The organism is Pseudodesulfovibrio aespoeensis Aspo-2 (genome assembly GCF_000176915.2).
Lineage (GTDB): Bacteria > Desulfobacterota > Desulfovibrionia > Desulfovibrionales > Desulfovibrionaceae > Pseudodesulfovibrio > Pseudodesulfovibrio aespoeensis.
The window spans coordinates 2,068,415-2,088,916 of record NC_014844.1; the positions used below are offsets into that span (position 1 = coordinate 2,068,415).

General features: G+C 56.9%; 11 protein-coding genes, 1 tRNA gene and 2 pseudogenes. 5 read left to right on the plus strand and 9 right to left on the minus strand.

Annotated features, from left to right (window positions below):
• Nucleotides 1-372 precede the first annotated feature (372 nt).
• The 5 genes from DAES_RS09400 to DAES_RS09420 form a co-directional block, all read right to left on the minus strand.
• Nucleotides 373-3,444, minus strand: coding sequence for a chemotaxis protein CheA (locus DAES_RS09400; RefSeq protein WP_013514797.1), 3,072 nt, complete (start codon nucleotides 3,442-3,444; stop codon nucleotides 373-375).
• 85 nt (nucleotides 3,445-3,529) lie between these two features.
• Complete coding sequence (locus tag DAES_RS09405; RefSeq protein ID WP_013514798.1) at nucleotides 3,530-3,898, minus strand: response regulator; 369 nt, start codon at nucleotides 3,896-3,898, stop codon at nucleotides 3,530-3,532.
• 137 nt (nucleotides 3,899-4,035) lie between these two features.
• Nucleotides 4,036-4,911, minus strand: coding sequence for a CheR family methyltransferase (locus tag DAES_RS09410; protein WP_013514799.1), 876 nt, complete (start codon nucleotides 4,909-4,911; stop codon nucleotides 4,036-4,038).
• A 9-nt stretch (nucleotides 4,912-4,920) separates the two neighbouring features.
• Nucleotides 4,921-6,858 carry a HEAT repeat domain-containing protein gene (locus DAES_RS09415; RefSeq protein ID WP_013514800.1) on the minus strand — a complete coding sequence of 646 codons (1,938 nt, stop codon included), beginning with the start codon at nucleotides 6,856-6,858 and terminating at the stop codon, nucleotides 4,921-4,923.
• Between the two features lie 51 nt (nucleotides 6,859-6,909).
• A complete protein-coding gene (locus DAES_RS09420; RefSeq protein WP_013514801.1) occupies nucleotides 6,910-7,965 on the minus strand; it encodes a protein-glutamate methylesterase/protein-glutamine glutaminase in 1,056 nt (351 codons plus the stop codon).
• 243 nt (nucleotides 7,966-8,208) lie between these two features.
• Between DAES_RS09420 and DAES_RS09430 the strand changes: the two genes are divergently transcribed.
• Nucleotides 8,209-8,285, plus strand: a tRNA-Pro gene (locus DAES_RS09430).
• Nucleotides 8,286-8,608: 323 nt separating this feature from the next.
• Here DAES_RS09430 and DAES_RS17615 read toward each other — a convergent pair.
• Both DAES_RS17615 and DAES_RS18125 read right to left on the minus strand, forming a co-directional pair.
• Complete coding sequence (locus DAES_RS17615) at nucleotides 8,609-8,974, minus strand: FmdB family zinc ribbon protein (protein ID WP_157864834.1); 366 nt, start codon at nucleotides 8,972-8,974, stop codon at nucleotides 8,609-8,611.
• A gap of 271 nt (nucleotides 8,975-9,245) precedes the next feature.
• Nucleotides 9,246-10,084, minus strand: a pseudogene (locus DAES_RS18125) (transposase); the annotation flags it as partial.
• Nucleotides 10,085-10,544: 460 nt separating this feature from the next.
• On the opposite strand from DAES_RS18125, the gene DAES_RS09450 reads away from it, so the two are divergent.
• Both DAES_RS09450 and DAES_RS09455 read left to right on the plus strand, forming a co-directional pair.
• The gene (locus tag DAES_RS09450) at nucleotides 10,545-12,308 is read left to right on the plus strand and encodes an Eco57I restriction-modification methylase domain-containing protein (protein ID WP_013514803.1); all 1,764 of its coding nucleotides are present in this window, start codon (nucleotides 10,545-10,547) and stop codon (nucleotides 12,306-12,308) included.
• Nucleotides 12,309-12,310: 2 nt separating this feature from the next.
• On the plus strand, nucleotides 12,311-15,421 hold the full coding sequence (locus DAES_RS09455) for an Eco57I restriction-modification methylase domain-containing protein (protein WP_013514804.1): 3,111 nt from the start codon (nucleotides 12,311-12,313) through the stop codon (nucleotides 15,419-15,421).
• A 278-nt stretch (nucleotides 15,422-15,699) separates the two neighbouring features.
• Here the strand turns inward: DAES_RS09455 and DAES_RS09460 are convergent, their stop codons facing one another.
• Nucleotides 15,700-16,587: a relaxase/mobilization nuclease domain-containing protein gene (locus DAES_RS09460; RefSeq protein ID WP_157864835.1), complete on the minus strand. Its 888-nt coding sequence runs from the start codon at nucleotides 16,585-16,587 to the stop codon at nucleotides 15,700-15,702.
• A gap of 124 nt (nucleotides 16,588-16,711) precedes the next feature.
• Nucleotides 16,712-17,787: pseudogene (locus tag DAES_RS09465) on the minus strand (IS3 family transposase); the annotation flags it as partial.
• Between the two features lie 275 nt (nucleotides 17,788-18,062).
• Between DAES_RS09465 and DAES_RS09475 the strand changes: the two are divergent.
• Entirely contained in the window at nucleotides 18,063-19,517 is a 1,455-nt protein-coding gene (locus tag DAES_RS09475; RefSeq protein ID WP_013514806.1) for an MBOAT family O-acyltransferase, read from the plus strand.
• A 28-nt stretch (nucleotides 19,518-19,545) separates the two neighbouring features.
• Nucleotides 19,546-20,502, plus strand: a complete 957-nt coding sequence (locus DAES_RS09480) for a hypothetical protein (RefSeq protein ID WP_013514807.1) — start codon at nucleotides 19,546-19,548, stop codon at nucleotides 20,500-20,502.

The window sequence follows — 20,502 nt, forward strand, 5'->3', positions numbered from 1 at the left end:
CGCGGCCAAAATCCGAGATCCAAAAATTTCATAATCTATTACAAGAGGCTGCGAGTGTGTCAAAAACATTTTTTCGTTTCTTCAATGTTCCTTGTGGAATTGGTCAATAGGGGAAACTCAGGTAGCCCTTCCAGCAAGAGGGTTGCCATGCTTGCGGACGAAGTTTTTGCTTTGGGCTTGGGGCTCACGCTACCACGGCATGATCGCTTGGATTTCGGCTCAAAAATGGTCGCGACGCGGTACCTTTTTCTTGTTTGCATATTCCAAATTAGAAAAACCTACAGGCCGAGCCATCCTTTCCCCCTTGCCGGTTGCTTGGAAGAGGTTTTTTGAAGCAACGATACAATCGGGCCTTTATCAGCCGCCAGCGCCTTACTTGCCGAGGGCCAGGGATGCGGCGGAAGGCTCCTTTCGGCCAAGCTGGGTCGAAAGGCTGTATATCTCGTGCGGGTCCAGGATCAGGACCACCGAGCCGTCGCCCATGATGGTCGCGCCGGACAGCCCCTTGAGGTTGAAATCGTTGAGATACTGCCCCAGGGGCTTGATGACGATCTCCTGACGTTCCAGGAGCCGGTCCACCACCAGCCCGAGCCGCCTGTCGTTGTCGTGGATGACGACCATGGGCAGCACGTCGCGTTCGTCCATGGATTGAGGCAGGTCGAGCAGCTCGGCCAGCTCGATGACGCCGAGCACCTCGCCGCGCAGGGTCACTGCCTTGCGGTTGTTGACATCCGAGAGCTTCACCGTCTCGATCTTGGTGGTCTCGGAGACCGCATCCAGCGGGATGGCAAAGGTCTCGCCCGCCACCTGGACCATGAGGGCGTCGATGATGGCCAGGGTCAGGGGCAGGGTCAGGGTCAGCTTGGTGCCCTTGCCCACTTCGGACTGGGTGTTCACGCTGCCCTTGAGATTCTTGATGTTGGTCTTGACCACGTCCATGCCCACGCCGCGACCAGAGATGTCCGTGACCTTCTCCGCCGAGGAGAAGCCCGGGGCAAAGATCAGGTCCAAGGCCTCGCGGTCGTCCATGGCATTGGCTTCCTCCTGCGAGATGACGCCCTTGCGCACCGCCACCTGCCTGAGCTTTTCGGGATCAATGCCCCGCCCGTCGTCCTCCACCTCGATGGCCACCGAGTTGCCCTTGTGATAGGCCCGCAGCCAGACATGCCCCTTGGGCTTCTTGCCCGCCTGGATGCGCTCCTGCTCGTCCTCCAGGCCGTGGTCCACGGCGTTGCGCACCAGATGGACCAGCGGATCGCCGATCTCCTCCACCACGCTCTTGTCGAATTCCGTCTCCTCGCCTTCCATGATCAGCTCCACCTGCTTGCCGCTCTTGCGGCTCAGGTCGCGCACCAGTCTGGGAAAGCGCGAAAACACGGTCTGGACCGGCACCATGCGGACCTTCATGATGGTGTCCTGCAAATCGTCTGAGATGCGGGCCATGGCGTAGGTGGTTTCGGTCAGCTGCTGGGCCACCACATGCACGTCCTCGTGGCCATCCTCAAGGGCGCGGGCCAGCATGGCGTACCGGTTGCGGTTGATGATCAGCTCGCCGATGACGTTCATCAGGTGATCGAGCTTGTGGTGGTCCACCCGGATGGTGCTCGATGCCTTGGGTTTTGCCTGTTGCTGGGCTGCGGCAGCCGCGTTTTTGCTGAGGGCGTTGGTCATGGAGGTCTTTGCCGCCGGTCGGGCGGACTTTTGTGCGGGTTTTGGCGCAACCCAGGACGGCGGAGCCGCAGGGCGAGCCGGAACCGGGGCCGATACCTCGAAATCTTCTTCCAGATAGTCCTGGTCCATTTCCGGCTCCGGAGCGGGTGCCGGGATCGGTTTGGGAGCGGCGGGCCTGGACGCGGCGGGCGGCGGCGCGGCGGGCCTGGGCGCGGCAGGTTTGGCCGCCTTTTTCCCGCCGGGGACGTTGATGCCCAGAGTCGGGTCCGGAACAGGGCTGCCGGTGATGGTCTGCATCTCCTTGAGCAGCATGTCCTTGAGGATGGAAAATTCCTGGTCGAGGATGTCGAGCATCAGGCTGAAATCGATGTTGCTCTTGCGCCCCTGGTCCACGAGCCCCACTGTGCGTTCGGAATATTCCTTGATCCCGGCAAGGCCCATGTAGCCCGCAGAGTTCTGGATGGTCTGGAAGGTGCGGAACAGGCTGTCCACTATATCCGCCTGCCCGGCGTCCTCGCGCAGCATGCCAAGGGCCACGGCAGCGCTTTCGAGCTGCTGCTTGATGGTCTGGAGGAACAGGGCAACGTCCTCGGGGTCATAGTCGCCAGGGGTTGCCCCTGCGGCGACCGGTGCCTTGGCGGCAGAAGCCGCACCGGCCTGCGCCTGGGGAGCGGGGGGAGCGGACTGCGCTCCGGCCGGGGATGGCACATGGACCTCGCCCTTGATGGCGGCCAGGGCCTCGGCCACCACCGCCACGTCGCCCTCCTCGGTCACCTTCTGGAGCAATTGGGCCATGACGCTGGTGTCCACCGGGGTGACCCTGTTGGTCTCGACATCCACCTTGCCCACCAACTCCTCGATCAGATCCACCGAGGAGAGCAGCAGGTCGATGAGTCCATGGTTGCATTCCATGTCGCCCTTGCGCACCTTGTTGAGCAGGGTCTCGGCCTCGTGGGTCAGGGAGTTGAGTTCCTTGAACCCGATGATGCCGCTGTTGCCCTTGAGGTTGTGAAAATAGCGGAAGGTGTCATTGATCATCTCCTCGCTGCCGCGGGCGTCGCCTTCAAGGGCGAGCAGACAACGGTTCAGGTTCTCAATGATCTCATGCGCTTCTTCAAGAAAATCGGCTAGATGCCCCTCGCCAACCGTACTCAGGCCGTACGGGGCGTCGTCGAAGTCGGGATCGGGCAGGGGGTGAAACGATGCTGTCATGACAACTTTTTCCGTTTTGACCGCTGCGGACGCGGGTTTCGGTTCGGGCTCGACGGTCTCCAACTCCCACTGGGGCTCGATGGTCTCGTCAGGCCTGTCGTCCACCTCGACATTGGCGACCCCGACGCTGGCAACCTCTCTGGAGCTTGGCGGCCCCTCGTCGAGCTTTCCGGCCAGTGCGGCCTCTATCCTGGCGATGACCGGGGCCGTGTCCACATCGCCCTCGACCCCGCTGGTTTCCAGGTTGTCGACCATGGTGCGCAGGGCATCGGTGGCCGAGAGGATCAGGTCCATGATCCCGCCGGTCACGCGCATGGACCCCTGGCGCAGCTCGTCCAGAATGTTCTCCGCCTTGTGGGCCAGCCCGTTGATCTTGTTGAGTCCGAGAAATCCGGACGCCCCCTTGAGCGAATGCATGGGCCGGAATATCTCGTTGAGCAGCCCAAGGTTGTCGGGTGCCTTTTCCAGTTCGAGCAGATTGGGTTCGATGGTCTCCAAGTGCTCTTTGGCTTCAACAAAAAAATCGGATAAGATTTCCGGATCGAGATAGTCCTGGTTCATCAAATACCCTCTGGCAGCTGGTGGTAGTCAGTCTTCGAACCTGCGCAGCGCTCCATTGAAATGTCTCGCAATCCCCGCACGCGGGTCATCCAAGCAGCATCTTGACGTTGCGCACCAGTTTTTCCGGCTGGGCGGGCTTGACCATGTACAGGTTGGCACCCACGGTCAGGCCGGTCTGAATATCCTTGTCCTGCCCTTCGGTGGACAGGACCACGATGGGGATATCCCTGTACGCCTCCTGCTCGCGAACGGTCTTGATGAAGGTCAGGCCGTCCATGCGGGGCATGTTGACATCGGAGACGATCAGGTCCACCTCCTTGGCGCTGTAGAGCTTTTCTAGACCGTCCAGCCCGTCCTCGGCTGTGGTGACCTTGAACCCCTCCTTCTTCATGATGAAGGCGACGAGATTGCGCACCGTCTTGGAGTCGTCAACTATCAATATGTGCTTCGCCATGATTCCCCCTTGAACCTTTAACACGGCATCCGCCGTTTTATCAAATCTTCCCGGCTGCCGGATTGTGCTCCGGGCCGGGCAGGGTTTCGCCCCTGGCCGGCGGCTCGCGCCCCGGCAATCCACCAGCGCTTCCCGCCCTACTCTTCCTTCTTGTAGATGATGGCACCCGGGAAATGAATGGGCTTGAAGGCGCGCGTGATGTTGTGCAGCGACTCGGAATGCCCGATGATCAGGTACCCGCCGGGAAGCAGATTGTCGTAGAAAGAGCTGATGACCTGTTTTTTCATGGCATCGTCGAAATAGATGATGACATTGCGGCAGAACACGATCTGGGATCGCTCGACCCGCTTGATCTGCGCCCTGTCGCGCAGGTTGATCTGGCCGAACGAGACAAGCTTCTTCACCTCCGGCCTGACGGTGTTGACCCCGTCGTTCAGGTCGAAATACCGCTGGGCGATCTCCTTTGGCGTGGTGCGCAGGGTGTAGTCGTTGTACACCCCTTTGCGGGCCGATTCGAGCACCCGCTCCGAGAGGTCGTTGGCCGTGATGCGGATGTCCCAGTTGGCGATATCAGCCTGGAGCAGGGCATGGATGATCATGGCGATGGTGTATGGCTCCTCGCCCGTGGAGCAGCCCGCCGACCAGATGCGCAGCTTTCGCCCGCCGCTCTTGGCCGCCTCGACCACCTCGGTCAGCACTTTTTCCTGAAACACCTGCAATTGCGGTGGATTGCGGTAAAAGCTCGTCTCGTTGGTCGTGATGACCTCGAAGAGCTTTTTCAGCTCCGCATTCCTGGCCGCGTCGTAACGCAGGAAGTTGTAGTATTCGTCAAAGTTCCTGAGGTTGAGCTTCTTCAGGCGGTTTCCCAGCCTGTTCTCCAGCAGGTACTTGCGGTTGTCCGCAATGTATATGCCGCACTGCTCATAGATGAAATCCCTGAGGTTGCCGAACTCCTGATCAGTGATCTTGAGTTCCTTGCCCAGAGAGATGGTCTTGGAAAAAAGCGAGGACATCTGGTTCGTCTACTCCTGGGCTTCCTGAATATTGGCTATGGCTTCCTCGGCGGCGTTGACCAGTTCATACTCGTCGCTGTTGGTCAATTCGAGCAGGGAGCGGAAGGCGGACTGGCCGCCGATCCTGCCCAAGGCTTCGACTATCTTCATGATCACGAACCGGTTGGGATTGTCGAGCATTTCGATGAGCCTTGGCACGGCCTGGACCGCTCCATGCTCGCCCAGGGCGTCAATGGCGCGGATCTTGACCCAGTCGTCCCCGTCGTTCAGGGCGTTGACCAGATGCGGCACAAAGCTCTCGGTGAAACACTTGCCCAGAATCTCGATGACCGTCAGCCGAACATCCTTGCTCTCGTCGCCAAGCCTGGAGAGCACCAGGGGCTGCCAGTCGTCGCTGACATCGCACTCCGAGGCCAGGGCCTCGATGGCCACCTTGCGGATGTCCGGCACCGCGTCGTCAATGGCCCGGCACAGGATATCCAGGTTGGCCGGGACGCCGAGCTTACCCAGGGCGTAGACGGCCATCAGCCGGCGGATCGGCTCGTCGCTGGCGAACATGTCCACGAAGCGCTCGCGTACATGCGGCCCGTTGATGGCAATGCAGGCCTCAAGGGCGGCCTCCTTGACATCGTCGTACTGGTGATCGAGCAGCGGGAATATCCTGTCCACCACCTCGGCCAGCCGGAGCTTTTCGCCCAGCAGATAGACCGCGCTCTTGAGCACTGTCCCGTCGGTGTGTTCGTCCAGAATCCTGATGAAGAAATCCTTGGAATGCTCGTTGCCCCTGTCCGCGGCAACGCTGACGATCTGGCGCTGGATGGGCAGGCCCACCTGCCAGAAGGCCTCCATGAGCACAGTGCAGACCGAGTCGCCGGACCCGCAGGAATCAGGGGAGATCATGGAAAGAACCTGGACCGCCACATGGGCCACGGCCTGATCGTCGCCAAGCAGCGCCTGCCTGAGGGCGTCGGTCAGCCCGATCAGCGCGAGGCAGCCGATGATGACGCCCAGCCGCTCCTGGTCCCTGTCCTGGTCCAGCGCGCCCGCAATGCCCAGGATGCCCTCGGAGGCCTGCTCGCCGCCCACATGGGCCAGCCCCTGGATGGCCGCGTCCTGGATCTCCACATCCTCGTCGCGGAGCGCCACCAGCAGATACTGCCGGAACCGCTCGCGCTCGCTGGCGTTGAGCAGGGTCAGGGACTTGCCGCCCAGGATCTTGACCACCGCCTTGACGATCTTGTTGCGCAGCGCGGTGGGCGATTCGTCCATGCGCTTGAGCAGCATGGTCACGGCCTTGATGTCGCCCAGCTCGCCCAGCGAATCGATGATCATGGAGGCCACCAGATCCGAGGCGTGGTCGAGCGCCTTGACCAGCGCGCTGACCGAGCTTGAGTGGCCGATCTTGGTCAGGGCCTCGATGACGGAATACTGCACCCACTCCTCGTCCTCTATGGCCTTGTTCAGGCAGGAGGCGGCCTCGGGCTTGCCGAGCTCGCCCAGGCTGACGGCGGCCTGATAGCGGACATTGACCTCCGGGTCCTTGAGCAGCGCGTCACACAGGGGTTCCACCGCCATGACGTTGTCCGTGGAGCCGAGGATGTCGGCCACGAAGATGCGGATGTCGGGATCGTCGTCGTGGACCAGGGCGATCAGGGACGGCATGTCCTGCCAGCCCACCTCGCGCAGGATGTCCATGGAAAGATTGCGCACCGGGGCCTCGTCGGACCGCAGCAGCGGCAGGACGGCCTGGACGGTCTCGCTGCCGCCTATCTTGCGCAGGGAGCTGTCCGCCGCCTCCTGCACGCCCAGGTGATTGGTCTTGAGCAGCTCTGCCAGCAGGGCCACCGCCTCGACGCAGTTGTCCTCGCCCGCCCGAAAAGCCCCCTCGCGGACAATATCCTTGTCGTCGCTTTTGAGAAGGAACAGGTATTCGCTGCATTCCGCCATGTGGTCAAGCCTCCCCCGAGGTAAGGTTTCGTCAGTCAGTCCGGAGCGCGGTCACTTGTACAGATTGGCGATGATGGCATCGGCCATGTCGTCGAGATCGACGATCTCGTCCGCCAGGTTCTCGTCCACAATGGCCTTGGGCATGCCGTAGACCACGCAGGTGGAATCGCTCTGGGCCAGGGCGCGCCCGCCCCGCTCCTTGAGCTCGCGCACGCCCTCGCAGCCGTCGCTGCCCATGCCGGTCAGGATGACGCCCAGCCCGCGCTTGCCCACTGCCTGGGCCACGGAGCTGATCAGCACGTTGGCCGATGGCTTGTACAGAGCATCGGCAGGCTCGTCGGTGACCACCACGTCCACCCGGCTGACGCGCTGGTCGAGGATGATGTGCCTGCCCCCAGGGGCCACGTAGGCGAATCCGGGCCGGAGCACGTCGCCGTTCTCCGCTTCCTTGACCGTGATTTTGCTGACGCTGTCAAGCCGCTTGGCAAAAGGCCCGGTAAACGCGGCGGGCATGTGCTGCGCAATGACGATGCTGGCCGGAAAATCAGCCGGGAGCGAGGAGAGGATTTTCTGGACCACGGGCGGCCCGCCGGTGGACACGCCGATGGCCACCACGTCGCGCAGCGGCCTGCCGCCGGGAGTGACAGCCACCCTGGGCGCCTGGGGCGCAGCCGGACGCGGGGCTGCCGCGCGGCTCGGCACATGGCGCATCTTGCGCGCCGCCACGGTCTTGACACGGGCGATGAGGTCCTTCTCGATCTTGACGATGTCGAGCGAGACCTTGGAAAGCTGCTTGGGGATGAAATCGACCGCGCCCAGCTCCATGGCCTTGAGGGTGGCCTCGGCCCCCTCGGTGGTCAGCGAGCTGACCATGAGCACGGGCCTGGGCGCCTCCATCATGATGTGCCGCAGGGCGGTCAGGCCGTCCATCCTGGGCATCTCGATGTCCATGGTCACGACATCGGGGTTGAGCTTGCGCACCATCTCCAGGCCTTCCAGCCCGTCGCGCGCGGTTCCCACCACCTTGATTCCCGGATCTTTGCCAAGCATCGTGCTGATGGCCTTTCGCATGAAGGCGGAATCATCCACGACGAGAACTTTTATCACCAATCCGTCTCCTTGACTAAATCCTGGCCACAATGCTCGCAAAGCAGGCCCCGCAAGAACAGAGCCGCCCCATCCATACCCGAACCGTCCATGGACGGCCATCGATTCCATGTGACATTTTCGACATGCTCATTCAACAACATATGATAGGCGGATTTACCCCCTTTGTCCATCATTGGCACGCCCTTCGATTTTTACCTTGCCTTTTCCAAACCGCTGGGCTAATCACCCCTCTCACGCCAACGGGATGTGGCTCAGTCTGGTAGAGCGCTGCGTTCGGGACGCAGAGACCGGAGGTTCAAATCCTCTCATCCCGACCAGGAAAGACAAGGGTTTACGAGTGTCACTCGTAAACCCTTTTTCGTTTTGCTACCCTATTGCTACCCGCCTTGATTTCACGACACTACTCTTGATTCGAAACTTCTCACCTCACCCTGGCCTGGGTCAGGCTTACAAACAAAACTTCCGCACTTCATGTCGTTGGCCTCAAGTCTTTGTTTTCCGCTACTGTGATCTGTTGGACGGTCCCCAAGAACTCCCCAAGTCTTTTCACCCATGTTGAGTAGTTCGTCAGCAGAGATGGTCCCTATAAGCCCATTGAGCTTGACAGCCTGAATTATGCAGCGTGGCTTTCTAGGCATGGCTATTTCTTCTTTTTTGCGCACCCATGGCCTTGGTGATCTGCAAGAGGCTCATCACACGAATGAATGATTTTACCATCATCGACTTTTTTAACTGTCTTAGTATAGCGATTATTTCTACGATTAATCTCCATATCTACTATTACTTCGCATTCATGATCGTAGTTGTATTCCTTCCTTACAATGACCTCGCGGTATCGGCGGCCATTCTCTTTTTCGCCATATATTCTGTATTCTCTAATGTCGACTGAACCAACACCTGTTGCAGTCGCAGAAATGTTTACAAAAAATTCAGTGTGGCCGCATTTGGGGCATGATTTGCAGTCTGGCTCATTGATTTCATTCCCGCATTGTTTGCATTCTTTCATATGGCATCCTTTGTTGAAATTTTAGTTTATGACAATTGTTTTCATTTTGTATATAAATGGCTGGTGGCGTGTTTAATCTGACAACAAAAGGAAGAAGGCTAATGCAACTTTTGACAATTGGTGAGTTAAGAAAATTTTACCGGACAAAAACCAATTCACCAACCAGGTAACTGGCAACACTTCTCGGCGTTAACAGGTCGATGAAAAACACCCCTTTTCCGAAATTCATATCATTCTGCCACTGATCGCGACAAGCCGACCGTTCAGCGCGAGACGGCGGCCTACCAACCTGCTCCAGACTCGCCTTCATGATTTCGAACGTGTCGCCCAGAGTCCTCATATCGCCGTGATCGGTAGGATGCGCCTCGACTCCGATGACGGCCCCGGTGGCCAGGTTCAAGGCGTGCTCCGGCTTGTAGACCAACTGGGTACGACCGTCCTTCATGCGCGCAATTCTCGCATCCGAAGCGGTCAGCGATTCCCAGTTCTTGTTGGACAGCTTTTTGCCTGTGCGTTTACGGTCCATTCGCGACAGTCCTCGCTGGTAGGAGTCTCCATGCCACTGTCCTCGGCCATGCCGTGCAGCATCTGCCGATACCCTTCGCCAGTGTCTTTGCGAACGATGGAACGCATGGCGGCGTTGGCTTCCATGGTGGAGGCGTCCACGCCGATGCGGTCGCCCTAGACCAATCCGGCTTCGGCGATGACGCCGAGCACCCAGGTGAAAACCTCCTGATGCAGCTCCGGGAGCAGGCGGGACCAGATGCGGCTCAAGTTTGAATGGTCGGGCACGGCTTGGCCGGTGTCCAGAAGCAGGAATTCGCGCAGGGGAAGGGAGTCGGCGCAGCGCCACTCGATGCCGCGCTCGGAATCGATGCCCTCGAAGTAGCCTAAAAGACGCATGCGGAAATACCGGCCCAGCGGAATCGAAGAACGGCCTTGGCGGGAAGCGTAGAACGAGGCACGACGGTCTTCGACAAAGCGGTCGAATCCAGCCTTGGACAGGATGTCTTGAAGGCGGTCATAGAAAACATGTCCCATAGACCTCGGGATCTCATCCCAGGCCACGAACATCTTCCCCTTCCGATCACCCTGTTTGCCCAATGCCATTCAATCCTCCCGTGCTTCAGGGGATTGTCATGAATTTGCTGGAGTTTTTCAACGGTCAGTTAGAGAATATCCCCTCTGATTTCTGCCGAGGGAGACTTCAATGAGCCCCCCCGCTCGATTTAGGTGTGATAAAAAATTGCGTAGCGCAAACATCCCTGCTACCACTGCCTCATGATAAAGCACCCTTGGCAGATTCGGATGCGCGAGGCAGGGCTCACAGCTCGCGACGTCTGCAAATTCACAGGCAAGAACCCATCCACTCTAAGCAGGCAGTTCAATGAGAATCGAGTAGAGCCGTATGTGAAGTTTGTGATTATTGCGTGGGAAATAATGGATGACAAGCAAAGAAATGATTTTTACATACAGCAATGGACTAGCTAACGAGTATGACAATTGTAACTGAGACTATAGAGCTGCTGCTTCACAATGAACAATCATTATTATATCTGAGGCAGGGGCTATGAATAGGCGTATATCAGCCATAGGCAGCAATTCTGCTACTATAAGAGATGAGCACGAACGTAAGCATAAGGGTCGCTTTACCGAGCTTGATCCAGACAAGTTGCGCGGCGGCTACTACACCTCGCTGGAACTGGCGAGATGGTTGTGCGCGTGGGCTATTCGCGATCCGAAAGAATCTGTATTAGAACCAAGCTGCGGCGATGGTTCTTTTCTTGAGGCGGCAAGTGCGCGTCTTGAAGAGTTGGGGACGCACGGTCCATCTCGCGCAAACCAACTTTGTGGGGTTGAGATCATACCGGATGAAGCCGACAAGGCACGTCGGCGGCTGAGGGGCGGTCTTGGCTATCGTGCTGACGATGTGGTCGAAAGCAGCGATTTCTTTGCGTGGTGGAGTCGACCGGGGAGGTCGACGTTTGATGTAGTGATCGGCAATCCACCCTTTATTAGGTATCAGAGCTTCCCAGAACCGCACCGCAGCCGTGCGATGAGCATCATGAAGCAACAGGGCCTATTGCCGAACCGAATGACCAACATCTGGGTACCCTTTGTCGTTGCAGCATTAGCAGTGCTTAAGGAAGGCGGACGTATGGCACTCGTTCTGCCCGCAGAGCTTCTCCAGGTAAGCTATGCTGCGCAACTACGATCGTTTCTGACCGATCGGTTTAGCCGCATCGACATAATCGCCTGTAATGAACTGTTTTTTGAAAAGGCAGAACAAGAAGTACTACTCTTTCTTGCCGATGAAGCGCGCACTGCCCCCTCGGATCTCTCGGTCAGCAATCCGTGTAAAGTCAATCTTACAGAAAGCGACTCAGTCGCCGACATAGTCAAGCGAGAACCGCTGACAGTTTTACATGGCGCATTACCTAAAACAGTTTGTCATGATAGCGAGAAATGGCTGAAGTATTTCCTAAGCTCGGACGAAATTACCTTCATGCGCGCGCTTCGTGCCAGCGATAACACGACGGACCTCGGCACCTTCGCCTCGGTCAATGTCGGAGTGGTGACGGGCAAAAACCAGTTTTTTGTGTTGTGTAAAAGCGATGTCGAAGAGCTGGGACTGGAAGAATATACCATACCTCTTATCGGGCGCTCAGCGCACCTGGAAGGTGCCCTTATAGATGAGGCCGGATGGCGCATGCTCGCAGATGATGAGCAACGCGTGCATCTTTTACACCTTGCCCCCATCAACGGAACGAAACCCATGGGCGCGCTCGCCCACTATCTGCGTCTCGGCGAAGAGCAGGGTGTAGATAAAGGATATAAATGCTCAATACGTAAACCTTGGTATGCAGTACCGTCCGTTTATATTCCAGATGCATTTGTATTCCGTCAGATTTACGACTTTCCGCGCATTGTTCTGAATCGGACCGGGGCCACAGCAACCGATACGATCCACCGTATGCGCAGCAAAGGCTCCGATCCCCAGGCTATCGTTGCCAACAGCTATAGTTATCTGACGGCTGCATCGGCAGAAATCGAGGGGCGTAGCTATGGCGGCGGCGTTCTGGAATTAGAGCCGACCGAGGCTGAAAAAGTGCTTATGCCAGCTACGCTTGTCGATGCAATACCAGTTGAAGAGTGCGACGCCCTTATTCGTGCTGGACGCCTAGAAACAGTGCTCGAAGAGAATAGCAGCTGCGTCCTGCGTGGACAGATGGGGCTCTCGAAAACCGAATGTAAGATGCTACGAGATATATGGAACAAAATGCGTACCCGGCGTCTTGCCCGTCGCCGTGCTGGCAGGAAAAAGAGGAGCTAATTATGACAGACGATGCGCTCCGTGAAGAGCCCGCTACTGGCGTTACTAGCGATGAAGCCAAAGACCAATCCCGCGCCCGCGTCGCATCACTGATCGAGCGCTTCCGTCGGAACGAAGCCGACTATCGCGATGCCGGTTATAATGAGACTCAAGCGCGCACCGAGTTTATCACACCGCTGCTAGAAGCGTTCGGCTGGGATGTGCATAACCTTGGCGGCCAGCCGCTCATCTATCGCGAAGTAATCGAAGAGGCGACTGTCGAGGTAGGTGAAGAGCGGCTGACCAAGCGCCCGGACTATGAACTGCGTCTGGCGAGACAGCGCAAGTTGTTTTTAGAGGCCAAAAAACCGAGTGTTCGAATTGACCGTGATCGTGCCCCAGCATTCCAGACTCGGCGTTACGGGTACTCTGCTAGCTTGCCGATTGCTATTGTCACAAACTTTCATCAGCTCGTGGTATATGATTGTACACCTGTGCCGAACGAAACCGATGAAGCACATGTCGCACGACTTGAAATGTTCGGTTACGAAGAATTTGAAACACGCTTTGACGAATTGTGGTTATTACTTTCGCGGGAAAGCGTCTATTCGGGTACTTTTGATCAGCATTTTTCCGTCGATACAACACGCCATGGCGCGCAACAGTTTGATGATTTTTTCCTGAATCAAGTTCGCGACTGGCGGGTTCGCCTTGCGGCTGACATTCACAAGAACACCCCCGGTCTGAGTTCGGGAGAACTTACATATGCGGTGCAACTTTTCCTCTCTCGCATCGTATTCTTGCGTATTTGCGAAGACCGGGGAATCGAGAAGTACGAAAATCTAAAAAACCTTGACGGCCTAGCCACTTTCGACGGGTTGATGGATTCTTTGCGCCGTGCGGATCAGTTCTATGACTCTGGTTTGTTCCGACTGGTTGATAACGATCCGCTGGGCATTCGAATTAGCGATGATGTGCTACAAGGTATCATCGCTGAACTATATTACCCTTTGAGCCCTTACACCTTCGCTGTCGTTGAGACCAAGGTGCTTGGAGAAATATATGAGCAGTTTCTCGGCGAAGTGATCATTGTAGCGGGTAGTACTATAGAAATCGAGAGCAAACCCGAAGTCCGAGAAAGCGGCGGCGTAGTGCCAACACCGAGCTTTATTGCCGATACTATTGTCGCCCGCACTCTCGGCCCTCTTCTGGCTGGCAAATCCCCGGAGGAGCTCCTACACTTCACTGTCGCTGATATATGTTGTGGCTCAGGGATATTCCTACTCTCGGCCTATGATTACCTTCTTGGCCACTATTTGGATTGGTATGTCGCAGGCGGGCCAGGCAAACATGCCGGACGAACTATCTACCAGGTCGGGAAAAATCTTTGGCGACTGACATTCGATGAGAAGCGCCGTATCCTGCTCGCGCACATGCGCGGCGTGGATATAGACCCAAACGCGGTCGAAATCGCACAGTTCAGCTTGCTCCTTAAGCTGATAGAGGATGAAAGCGAAGCGGCACTCGAAGAATATGTGCGGCGCATGAAACACGCTGCATTGCCAGCTCTTGATGATTATATACGCTGCGGCAACTCGCTAGTAAGCACAGCGGAGTGGGAAGCCGCCTGCGGGCCGCTGCCAGCAATGCTACACGATGCAATCAACCCCTTTGGCTGGGAAGAAGAATTTGCGGACGAGATGGCAGATGGTGGCTTTGACGTGGTAGTCGGAAACCCTCCCTACATCCGAATCCAGAATATGGTGGCCTACTCGGCTCAAGAAGTTGAATTCTACCACACTACTAACGCACCCTACAGCACCGCGCAGCAAGATAATTTTGACAAGTATGCACTGTTCATTGAACGTGCGCTCGGCTTGATCAAAGATAATGGACGTCTTGGTGTGATCGTGCCGAACAAATTCATGACGATCCGTTCGGGGCGCGCACTACGCGGCCTTCTGACACGTTCACCTATACTGGAATATATCGTTCATTTCGGGAGCAAGCAGGTCTTTGGGCAAGGCATAACAAACTACACTTGCATTCTGGTGATGGATCGTAGCGGCCACGAACAGGTTCGTGTCGAGCATGCTGGCAAGTTGGAGCAATGGCGCTACGGTCGACCGGGTGAGATATTGACAGTGCCGTCCACAGAACTAAGCGATGACCCCTGGGTATTCTGCCAAGAGGATGCTCGGTCGCTGTTCGCCCGTATTCAGGAAACTGTGCCGGGCAGGCTCCACGAGTTCGCCGACATCGAGGTGGGTGTACAGACCAGTGCTGATAAAATCTATCTCCTGCGAGAAGTTCGCAGCGATGCAAATAGTATCACGATACAATGGGATGAGCGCGAGTGGCAAATCGAGCGGGGGATTCTGCGCCCCTGCCTGCATGACACACCGCTCGATGGGTTTGGTCGACCTAAAGCCAATGCGTGGATGATCTTTCCCTACGAGATTGTAAACACTCCGTCAGGCAAGCTGCGGGCACGGCTGCTGCAGCCTGATGAAATGGGCGCGCTTTACCCGCAGTGCTGGGCATATTTGAACGCACGACGGGCGGAACTTGAACAGCGCAACATCACAGGCGGAGCTAAGGCTGAGCACCAATGGTATCAGTATGGTCGCTCACAGAGCTTGATCAAATTCGACCGGCCCAAAATCATTCTCCCGGTTCTCTCACGCGAAGCCCGCTATGCCTATGATGAGACAAACACGATCATCACTGGTGGCGGAAACGGCCCTTACTATATGATCCGGGCTAAAGAAGGTGCCCCGTTTTCGACGCTGTACTTGTTGGCCATTCTGAACCATCCATTGTGCGAAGCAATGATCCGCACGAACACAAGTGTTTTCAGGGGCGGATATTATTCTCACGGCAAGCAATTTATTGAAGATCTACCAATTCCGCTGTCGGAAGAAGAAAGGGTACTACGAGAAGTTGAAGAACAAGCTGAAGGCGTTGTAGCCGCAGTTGAAGCCCTCCGCGCGGCGCGGACACCGCATGAGCGCACACGCCGTGATCGAGCCGCCAGAAATGCCAGGGCGCGGCTAGAGGGTTATATAGATGCTCTGTTCGGACTGAGTCACGAAGATGCGATAGTTGTTGATTCGGTACCGATTCCTTCTTGAAAAATAGCGGCACAATCACATTGAGAAATGAAAACTATGGCTTAATCGCAGCACAGTCTTCTATAATAACGGGATGATTCGAGCGTGACAGGTGACACTCTCGCCCCAAAATAGAGAGGCATTCTGTTCTTTCGTAAATAGGGCGAGCGGTAGGAAAGCTACACTTGCCTTCAAAGGGCTACCTCACTCATTTATGTGTAAAGTATTTTTTTAGAGATTCTCCCTATGGTCCTCCATATTTCTAAGGATTGTATGCCATGACCGGGCAATATCCGCCATCACCGCTCCCGGCCCAACAGTCTTTCGTTGATCTTCTTGACGGCAAGTTCATGCACCCGGAGTTGCCGGAAGGTGGCCTTCTTGGCTTCAACCGGTATGTTCGTCTTGCGGAGATCGTCTTTGAGGAATTGGGTAAGCTCTCGCTGGAACGCCTCCCCCTGCTCGGTGACCTTGGTAATGAGATTGTGATCCAGGCGCATGTCAAGCGGGGCCTTCTGCTTCTGGGATTTCTCGAACCCCTCATTCAGTTGTTTCATCTTGTCGTCGAAGTAGTTCACGGTCGCCGTGATCGCCAACTCTGGCTTGATCTCCTTCTTTTCGAGGTCGCGCCCAAACCGCCGGATCAGATTGAACGCCTCCAGCCTGTCCCGGTCCTTGAGGCTCGAATCATTCTTGGCCTGCTCCCGCAGGGTGTTCAGGGCCTTGGCCTGTTGCCCCTGGAATTTGGTGACATGGACCTTGGGGTTGCTCCTGGATAGAGCGCGTTCAAACTGCCGTTGCTCTTTTTCCATCCGCTCCAGGACGATCTTCACTCGATTGAGCGTGTCCGGCTTCGGTCCCTTCATGTTCGAGTGACGGGCCTTGCGTTTCGCTGGTTCCCGCGTGGCGGCATGGGCAAGCCCTCTGTTGGTCAACTCCTGGGCCAAGGTTTGCCTGACCTCAAGCAATTGGGCCGGGCCGAGCCGAAGCTTTTTCGCCTCCTTGTCTGTGTTGGTCGTTTTGACCACCACATGGACGTGCGGGTATTTGCCGTCCTGGTGGACTCCCAAGGCATACTTGAATCCCTGTTCACCAAAGTGTTTCTCGGCGGTCGCCCTAGCTGCTATGAGCGTGTGCTTGAGGTTGCTGCTCGTGATTTCGGCCTTGGCCGAAAGAACCAGGTGCACGGCATGGCGCGGCGATTTCTGCGATTGGGAATGTAAAGTCCCCTTTCATAGGGCCAGTTAACGGTAGAGACTCCCGACAGTTTTCGGGGGGGTTGCCCAGAGGGCAGGGGGTACCCCCTGCCCTCTGGGCAGCAAAATTTATCGGCGACATATTCCCCAGGGATTCATGAGGACGTCCCTCGTTGTACTCACGGATAAAGTCCTCCGTAATGGCCCGAACTTCGCTCAGGCTGTTGAACACGTACAAATCAAGCACTTCTTCTCTGTAGGTCCGGTTGAACCGCTCGATGTATGAGTTCTGGGTGGGCTTGCCAGGCTGAATGAACTCCAGATTCACGCCATGCGATTCTGCCCAGGCCGCCATGACAGTCCCCGAGAACTCCGGACCATTGTCCATTCGCAACCTTTCGGGATAGCAGCCACGCTCTTCGGCGACCCGATCCAGCACCCTTACCACTCTTCCTGCTGGCATATTGGTATCGATTTCCACGGCCAAGGCCTCACGGTTGTAATCATCTACAGCGTTGAAAGTCCTGAAGACGCGACCGCTGTAAAGGGTGTCCCGCATGAAATCGATCGACCAGCAATGGTTTGGCGCAAGCGGCTGGGCCACTGCCGTCCGAGAGGCTTGCGGAAGCCGCTTCTTGGCCTTGCGCTTCAGGTTCATTTTCAAGAGGCAGTAAACCCTCCAAACCTTCTTGTGGTTCCAGGGCTTGCCCTGCTGTCGAAGGACGTTGAAAAGTTTACTGAAGCCCCATGTAGGCTTTTTCTCGGCCAGTTCAGTCAAGGCTGCGATGACATCGCTATCGTCCCGCGGGTGCGGCTTGTAGGCGTAGTAGCTCCTACTGATGCCCATGGCCGCGCAGGCCTTGCGCGAGCTCAGCTCAAACGCGTTGACCATGTGCGTGACAACTTCCTTGCGTTGAACTGGCCTCAGAGTTTTTTTTCGATTACATCCTTGAGCGCCATGTTTTCCAGGCTGAGGTCGGCGAACATCTGCTTGAGCTTACGGTTCTCCGCTTCGAGATCCTTCATCCGTTGGATATCGGATGCCTCCATGCCGCCATACTTTGACTTCCACTTGTAGTACGTGGCGCTGCTCACGCCGTGCTCGCGGCAGACATCGACGACAGTCCGTCCGCCTTCCACTGCCTTCAGGATCTTGACGATCTGGTACTCACTGAACTTCGATTTACGCATACAAAACTCCTGTCCCATTTTGGGCCAGAAGTCTCTACTTGGCAATGGACCTAGTTTACGGGGACTTTACAAGTGGCCTCTGGGCTCTTGATAACCACGAGTTTCGGATGTAGATGTCGTTTCCGCGAGCCTCACACGGTTTTTTTTGGGCGGGCAATGCCTGAAATCGAGCCTGTGAGATACGGACTGGGGTTGCGTTGTGGCGGTCCCCGGCTTGCGGCTCGAATGGGACGTGTTTCGGGTCTCTCACCCCGCATGGAGCGAGTCAGGACGTAATGCTTTTTAATTCAGTCGGTTTTGTGGCGTTTTTCCTGGCAACGGCCTGGTTGCATTTTGTTGTTCCCCGCAGGTTCAGCTGGATTCCCCTGCTCGCGGCAAGCTATTTCTTTTACATGTCATGGAAGGTGGAATTCGCCTTTCTGCTCCTCGCCTCCACCCTGGTCAACTATGTCGGGGCCATGCGCATGTCCGCGCTCCCGACCAAGGCAGGGCGAAAGAAGTACCTCCTGATCTGCCTGTTCTTCAATGTGGGACTGCTCGGCGTCTTCAAGTATTTCGACTTCTTCAGCCGCTCCCTGGTTGAGATGTTCCGCGCCGGGGACATCGCCCTTGACCCGCCGCTGCTCAACCTGCTGCTGCCAGTGGGCATATCCTTTTTCACGTTCCAGGTTACGAGCTATGTGATCGATGTCTATGAAGATCGAATCCAGGCCGAACGCCATGCAGGCCGCTTTGCCCTGTTCGTGGCCTTCTGGCCGCAGTTGCTCGCCGGTCCCATAAACCGGGCCGCACTGCTCATGCCGCAGCTCAGGGAGGAGCACGCCTTTCAATACCGTCGGGTTGTGGACGGGCTGCAACGCATGCTCTGGGGACTCTTCAAGAAAACGGTCATCGCCGACACCCTCGCCCTGCACGTCAACCATATTTTTGACCACGCCGGCGAATCGCACGGGCTTCCGGTCGTCTTTGGCGTGTTGTTCTACACCATCCAGATATATTGTGATTTTTCGGGCTATACCGATGTGGCCCTGGGCGCGGCGCAGATCATGGGATTCACCCTGACCGAGAATTTCGACCGGCCCTATTTTTCACGCTCGGTCCGCGAGTTCTGGCAGCGGTGGCACATCTCGCTGTCCACCTGGTTCAGGGATTATGTCTACTTCCCCCTGGGCGGCAACCGGGTGGCTGCGTGGCGCTGGCATTGCAACATAGTGATCACCTTCCTCCTTTCCGGCCTGTGGCACGGGGCCGGGTGGACATTCGTCATCTGGGGAGGCCTGCACGGAGTCCTTCTGGTGCTGGAGAACATGACCGGGGGATTTCAGAAAAAACTGGCCGACCGGCTTGCTCCGGCCCGCGACTCATTCCTGAACACCGCCATTCAGGTGGGCCTGACAATGGCACTGGTCAGCCTGGCCTGGGTCTTCTTCCGGGCCAACTCCGTCGGGCAAGCCGTGACCGTCATCAGCAGCATGGTCCCCATCGATGCCCAAGGCGGTCTCTCCGGGTGGAACCCGGCGATCCTTGGCGTGCGGACCTTCCTCTTTCACCTGTTTCTGGTCCTTTTCCTTGTGGGCGTGGAACTCACCGGCCAACCCGGCACGCTCCGGGCACGGGTGGCCCTCTGGCCGCTTCCGGCGCGCTGGTCGCTCTATGTGGCCGGGGTCTGGGCCGTAGGCATTTCAACCGCGTTCGGCGTGCACCAGGAATTCATCTATTTTCAATTTTAGCCGGATCAGTCTGGAATGTATGCGATTCATGCCTAATACTGACATACTGCGGTTCCTCCTCAAGGGAGTGGTCTTCGCCGCACTGAACGGAATGATCCTGGTCGGCCTGCTCCGTTTCTTTTCCGGGCAGCACCGGGATATCCGGCTTTCCTATGCCCAGAGCGAATCCAACCTCCTGACCACCGGCGGCAACGATCATTACGGGGCGGTCCTGCTCGGCACGTCAAGGGGACGTGTCCTGTCCCGCGATGGCAACCACCAGCAACTGGAACGGATTCTCGGTCGCCGCGTGGCCAATCTGTCAAAGGGCGGGGGCGGCGGACTCATGCCTGCCTATCTCCACCTTTCCCATTTCTTTGACCGTGGAAACAGGACGGACCACGTGGTCTATCTGGTCGATCCCTGGGTGTTCTTCTCGGAAATCAACAATGAAGAAAATGACTTTTTCCTGAGAGACGAGCCTTTTGAACTGAACATCCTGGGGAAGCTGATCCGTGGAGGCTATCCGACAAACCGGATTTACTCCTATCTGCAAATGATCATGGTCACAGACTGGGAAGGGGTTTCCCGGTATGCCGCGCCGGGATTGACCGATGGCACGCTCCGGCAGATCGACCCGATGACAATGGAAAATGCCCGGCAGCATTACCTCTCGAAATATGACCTGCGCAATTTCGCGAAATACAGCCGGTACGTGGAACGCATCAACGATCTGGTCATACAAAACGGCGCTGACGTGACCTACATAATGGTCCCGATTCTCATGCCTGATTTCCCCGGCGCAGAGGAGGTTGACCAGCTCCTGACCCAGGTCGCGGCACGGACCGAGGGCGTCACCTATTACAACTGCATCTCGGCCATGCATGATCGGCGCTTTTTTTATGACCACATGCATTTCAACCGGGACGGCATTGCGCTCTTTGCCGAGAAGGTTCTTCTGCCCGCACTCCAGGGAGAGGCCCCGATCCTGGCCGGCTGTCGCTAG